The sequence below is a fragment of the Streptomyces sp. NPDC002785 genome (assembly GCF_040295565.1).
In the GTDB taxonomy this organism is placed as follows: domain Bacteria; phylum Actinomycetota; class Actinomycetes; order Streptomycetales; family Streptomycetaceae; genus Streptomyces.
In genome coordinates, this window is sequence record NZ_JBEOVN010000324.1 from 1 (window position 1) to 4,632 (window position 4,632).

3 protein-coding genes are annotated in these 4,632 nt (G+C 66.5%); 2 read left to right on the top strand and 1 reads right to left on the bottom strand.

The window, feature by feature from the left end; all coding sequences use genetic code 11:
• Positions 1 to 1,178: molecular chaperone DnaK (gene dnaK / locus ABTZ94_RS36285; protein ID WP_351207508.1), on the bottom strand; the 1,178-nt coding region annotated here is incomplete at its 3' end.
• Between the two features lie 343 nt (positions 1,179 to 1,521).
• On the opposite strand from dnaK, the gene ABTZ94_RS36290 reads away from it, so the two are divergent.
• Entirely contained in the window at positions 1,522 to 2,160 is a 639-nt protein-coding gene (locus tag ABTZ94_RS36290) for a sugar transferase (protein WP_502967369.1), read from the top strand.
• A 102-nt stretch (positions 2,161 to 2,262) separates the two neighbouring features.
• Positions 2,263 to 4,554, top strand: coding sequence for a (Fe-S)-binding protein (locus ABTZ94_RS36295; RefSeq protein ID WP_351207512.1), 2,292 nt, complete (start codon positions 2,263 to 2,265; stop codon positions 4,552 to 4,554).
• Positions 4,555 to 4,632 lie beyond the last annotated feature (78 nt).

Consider the following 4,632-nt stretch of genomic DNA (forward strand, 5'->3'; position numbering starts at 1 on the left):
CGCTTGGTCGGGATCGTGGTGTTGCGCTCGATGAGCTTCGTCATGATGCCGCCCTTGGTCTCGATACCGAGGGACAGCGGGGTGACGTCGAGCAGCAGGACGTCCTTGACCTCGCCCTTGAGGACACCGGCCTGGAGCGAGGCACCGATGGCGACGACCTCGTCCGGGTTCACACCCTTGTTGGCCTCCTGGCCACCGGTCAGCTCCTTGACGAGCTCGGCGACGGCCGGCATACGGGTGGAGCCACCGACGAGAACGACGTGGTCGATCTCGGAGAGCTGGATGCCCGCATCCTTGATGACGTTGTGGAACGGGGTCTTGCAGCGGTCCAGGAGATCAGCGGTGAGCTGCTGGAACTGCGAGCGCGTGAGCTTCTCGTCCAGGTGCAGCGGGCCCTCGGCGGACGCCGTGATGTAGGGCAGGTTGATCGTGGTCTCGGTCGAGGACGAGAGCTCGATCTTCGCCTTCTCCGCAGCCTCGCGCAGACGCTGGAGAGCCATCTTGTCCTTGGACAGGTCCACACCGTGACCGTTGGCGAACTGCTTCACCAGGTAGTCGACGACGCGCTGGTCCCAGTCGTCACCACCGAGGTGGTTGTCACCGTTGGTGGCCTTCACCTCGACGACGCCGTCGCCGATCTCCAGCAGCGATACGTCGAAGGTGCCGCCACCGAGGTCGAAGACGAGGATCGTCTGGTCGTCCTTGTCGAGCCCGTACGCCAGCGCGGCGGCCGTCGGCTCGTTGACGATACGCAGGACGTTCAGGCCCGCGATCTCGCCGGCTTCCTTCGTCGCCTGACGCTCGGAGTCGTTGAAGTACGCGGGGACGGTGATGACCGCGTCGGTCACCTTCTCGCCCAGGTACGACTCGGCGTCCCGCTTCAGCTTCTGCAGGATGAAGGCGCTCATCTGCTGCGGGTTGAAGCTCTTGCCGTCCAGGTCGATCTTCCAGTCAGTGCCCATGTGGCGCTTGACTGAGCGGATGGTCCTGTCGACGTTGGTCACTGCCTGGCGCTTGGCGACCTCGCCGACCAGCACCTCGCCGTTCTTCGCGAAGGCGACGACGGACGGCGTGGTCCTGGCGCCCTCTGCGTTGGTGATGACGGTGGGCTCGCCGCCTTCGAGAACGCTGACGACGGAGTTAGTCGTGCCCAGGTCGATGCCGACCGCACGTGCCATTTCAATTCCTCCAGCTTGACTACTTGAGTGGAACTGGCTCAAGGATGCATGACACTCGCACCAGTGTCAACAGAGTTGAGTCGAGTGGACTCAACTATCGTGCATGCGCCTCGCGCGCACAGGGGAGATCAAGGGCGACACCCGCCCGCCTCGCGGCTCACGCAGCCCACCCCCGTCATCGCGCCATGGGATTGTTCTGTTACAAAACGCCGTGAGCCACGCAAAACCGGCACTCGATCCACCCGACCCCAGGCAGGTGCGAACGATGCAGACACAGAGGCAGAGGCAGAGGCGGACGCAGAGGCGTGTCCGCAGGCCGGCCCATCTGCGGACACAGCCGCAGGTGTGGACATGGGCGTGGCTGCCGCAATGGAGGCAGGCATCATGGCCGTCGGCCAAGCGCGTACTGGACGTGGCCCTCGGCTCGGTCCTGCTGGCCCTTGCCACCCCCCTGCTCGCCGCGGGCGCCCTCGCCCTCGCGGCGCAGCGGCCCCCCGGTGGCGTACTGACCCGCTCACCCCGGATCGGCCTGGGCGGCCGCCTCTTCGTACTGCACTCGCTGCGCACCCGGCGGCTGCGGCTGGATCTGCTCTCCCGGCTGCCGCACGTCGTACGGGGAGACCTCTCCCTGGTCGGCCCGGAGCCCCTGGCTCCGGACGACGAGCGGGCCCGGCCCCCCGGAGCCGATTGCGACACCCCTCAAACCTTCGCCGTCACCGCCGCGAGACACTGGCGGCAGGAACTGAAACCGGGCCTCACGGGCCTGGCGCAGGTACGCTCCCGCTCCGGAATGCCGTGGGACGAGCCGGCCCTGCTCGACCAGCACTACGCCGAGCACCACTGGGTGGGACTCGACCTGGCCATCCTGGCGAGAGCCGTACAGGCTCCGCTGTGCAGGGCGATCCCCGGACTCACCCGGCACGGCAAGGCACACCTGAGCGACACAGATCACCGCCGGTGCGGCTACAGCGCGGCGGAATAAGTGGATAGTGTCAGCACAGACTGATTAAGTTACTGCTTAGTATTTGCCAGCATTCGCTTGTAGACGCTGGATCCCACCCTCGCAGGCCCGAGGAGCCCCCAAATGCAACTCGCCGCGATCATCGTGTCGCTGGTGCTGACTGTGGTCGGCGTTGCGCTCATCGCCCGAGCCGTCGCGCAGATCTACCGGTTCGTCATGCTCGGACAGCCGGTCCCGGCAGGCAGCCGCACCGACAACCCGAAGCAGCGCACGATCACCCTGGTCAAGGAGTTCCTCGGCCACACCCGGATGAACCGGTGGGGGATCGTCGGCTTCGCGCACTGGTTCGTCGCCATCGGCTTCCTGACGCTGCCGCCGACGCTGCTCCAGGCGTACGGACAGCTCTTCAAGGCCGACTGGGTCCTGCCGATCATCGGCAACTGGCCGCCGTTCGAGATGTACACCGAGTTCATCGGTCTGATGACGACGGTCGGCATCCTCGTACTGATCGCCATCCGGCTGCTGAACCTGCCCTCGCGGGCCGGCCGCAAGTCCCGCTTCGCGGGCTCCAAGGCCTGGCAGGCGTACTTCGTCGAGTACGTCATCCTCGTCATCGGCCTGGCGATCCTGACCCTGCGCGGTCTGGAAGGCGCGATCCACCACGTGGAGGGCTACGAGGCCTCGTACTTCATCTCGTACCCCCTGGTCCTCGCGTTCAAGGGGCTCGCGCTCGGCACGCTGCAGAACCTCATCTACTTCACCGCGATGATCAAGATCGGCACCTCGCTGATCTGGATGATCACGGTCTCTCTCAACACCAACATGGGTGTCGCCTGGCACCGCTTCCTCGGCTTCCCGAACATCTGGTTCAAGCGGAACGCGGACGGGGAGTCGGCGCTCGGCGCGCTGCAGCCGATGACGTCGGGCGGCAAGGAGATCGACTTCGAGGACCCGGGCGAGGACGACGTCTTCGGTGTCTCCCAGGTCGAGCAGTTCTCCTGGAAGGGCATCCTCGACTTCTCCACGTGCACGGAGTGCGGTCGCTGCCAGTCGCAGTGCCCGGCCTGGAACACGGGCAAGCCGCTCTCCCCGAAGCTCCTGATCATGTCCCTGCGCGACCACGCGCACGCCAAGGCCCCGTATCTGCTGGCCGGTGGCGGCAAGGACATGGAGGGCAACGAGAAAGCATCCGAGGAGCAGCTGAAGGACGTCCCGGCCGCGGCTCTCGCGGAGGCCGAGCGCCCTCTGATCGGCACGGCCGAGGAGAACGGCGTCATCGACCCGGACGTGCTGTGGTCCTGCACCACCTGCGGTGCGTGCGTGGAGCAGTGCCCGGTCGACATCGAGCACATCGACCACATCGTCGACATGCGCCGCTACCAGGTGATGATCGAGTCCGCGTTCCCGTCCGAGGCGGGCACGATGCTCAAGAACCTGGAGAAGAAGGGCAACCCCTGGGGGCTCGCCAAGAAGCAGCGCGTCGAGTGGACCAAGGAGGTCGACTTCGAGGTCCCGATCGTCGGCAAGGACGTCGAGGACCTGTCGGAGATCGACTACCTGTACTGGGTCGGCTGCGCGGGCGCCCTGGAGGACCGGGCCAAGAAGACCACGAAGGCCTTCGCGGAACTCCTCCACATCGCAGGCGTCAAGTTCGCGATCATGGGCGGGGACGAGAAATGCACGGGTGACTCGGCCCGCCGCCTGGGCAACGAGCCGCTGTTCCAGCAGCTCGGCCAGGAAAATGTCGCGATGCTGAACATGGCGTTCGGTGAGGACGACGAGGACGAGTCGACGAAGAAGCCGAAGTCGTCGAAGAAGATCGTCGCGACCTGCCCGCACTGCTTCAACACCATCGCGAACGAGTACCCGCAGCTCGGCGGCGAGTACGAGGTCATCCACCACACCCAGCTGCTCCAGCACCTCATCGACGAGGGCAAGCTGATCCCGGTGACCCCGGTCGAGGGCCTGATCACGTACCACGACCCGTGCTACCTGGGCCGTCACAACAAGATCTACACCCCGCCGCGCGAGATCATGTCCGCCGTTCCCGGCCTGCGCCAGCAGGAGATGCACCGCCACAAGGAGCGCGGCTTCTGCTGCGGTGCCGGTGGTGCCCGGATGTGGATGGAGGAGCGGATCGGCAAGCGCATCAACAACGAGCGCGTCGACGAGGCCCTCTCCCTCAACCCGGACATCGTCTCCACCGCCTGCCCGTTCTGCCTGGTCATGCTGACCGACTCGGTCAACGGCAAGAAGGCTGCGTCCGACAGCGGCTCTGCCGCGGGCGTCAAGGCGAAGGAGTCGGTCCAGGTGGTCGACGTATCGCAGCTGCTGCTGGACTCCGTGAAGGCCCCGGCCGACCCGGCCGGCGAGGCGGAGCCGTCGGACGCACCGGAGCCGGAGCCGGTGAAGTAGCTCGGGCTGCCGTGCGACAGAAGCGGCGGGGCGCGCGGGGGGGGGGGGGGCCGCCCGCGGGGGGGTGGCCCCGCCCAA

Coding starts and splice junctions, on each gene's coding strand:
- ABTZ94_RS36295 (WP_351207512.1), top strand. CDS start 2,263: ATGCAACTCGCCGCGATCATCGTGTCGCTGGTGCTGACTGTGGTCGGC.